Genomic DNA, 1,145 nt, shown 5'->3' with positions numbered 1-1,145 from the left:
GGCCCGCATGGAGCGGGTCGTGCGCGAGCGCATGACCACCCAGGACGTCGAGGCGATCACGCCGCAGACCCTGATCAACATCCGCCCGGTCGTGGCGTCGATCAAGGAGTTCTTCGGCACCTCGCAGCTGTCGCAGTTCATGGACCAGACCAACCCGCTGGCCGGTCTGACGCACAAGCGGCGTCTGTCCGCGCTCGGCCCCGGTGGTCTGTCCCGTGAGCGGGCCGGCTTCGAGGTCCGTGACGTGCACCCGTCCCACTACGGCCGGATGTGCCCGATCGAGACCCCTGAAGGCCCGAACATCGGCCTCATCGGCTCGCTGGCCTCCTACGGCCGGATCAACGCCTTCGGGTTCGTCGAGACGCCTTACCGCAAGGTCGTCGACGGCAAGGTGACCGACCAGATCGACTACCTCACCGCCGACGAGGAAGACCGCTACGTCAAGGCGCAGGCCAACACGGTGCTCAACGCCGACGGCACGTTCGCCGACGCCCGCGTCCTGGTCCGCACCAAGGGCGGTGAGACCGAGCTCGCGCGTGCCGAGGAGGTCGACTACATCGACGTGTCGCCGCGCCAGATGGTGTCGGTCGCCACGGCGATGATCCCGTTCCTCGAGCACGACGACGCCAACCGCGCGCTCATGGGCTCCAACATGCAGCGCCAGTCGGTGCCGCTGCTCAAGAGCGAGGCGCCGCTGGTCGGTACCGGCATGGAATACCGTGCCGCGACCGACGCCGGCGACGTGATCAACGCCGAGAAGGCGGGCGTGGTCGAGGAGGTCTCCGCCGACTACGTCACCGTCATGAACGACGACGGCACCCGCACCACCTACCGTGTCGCCAAGTTCAAGCGCTCCAACCAGGGCACCTCCTTCAACCAGAAGCCCATCGTCGCCGAAGGCGACCGGGTGGAGGTCAACCAGGTCCTCGCCGACGGCCCCTGCACCGACAACGGTGAGATGGCGCTCGGCAAGAACCTGCTCGTGGCATTCATGCCGTGGGAGGGCCACAACTACGAAGACGCGATCATCCTGTCCCAGCGGCTGGTCCAGGACGACGTGCTGTCCTCGATCCACATCGAGGAGCACGAGGTCGACGCCCGCGACACCAAGCTGGGCCCCGAGGAGATCACCCGGGACATCCCGA

General features: G+C 67.3%; 1 pseudogene. It reads left to right on the top strand.

Annotated elements, in window-relative coordinates:
• Positions 1–1,145, top strand: a pseudogene (locus ACFOY2_RS54640) (DNA-directed RNA polymerase subunit beta); the annotation flags it as partial.

The organism is Nonomuraea purpurea, from assembly GCF_042650645.1.
Taxonomy (GTDB): domain Bacteria; phylum Actinomycetota; class Actinomycetes; order Streptosporangiales; family Streptosporangiaceae; genus Nonomuraea; species Nonomuraea purpurea.
This window is presented reverse-complemented; position numbering and strand designations above follow the sequence as displayed.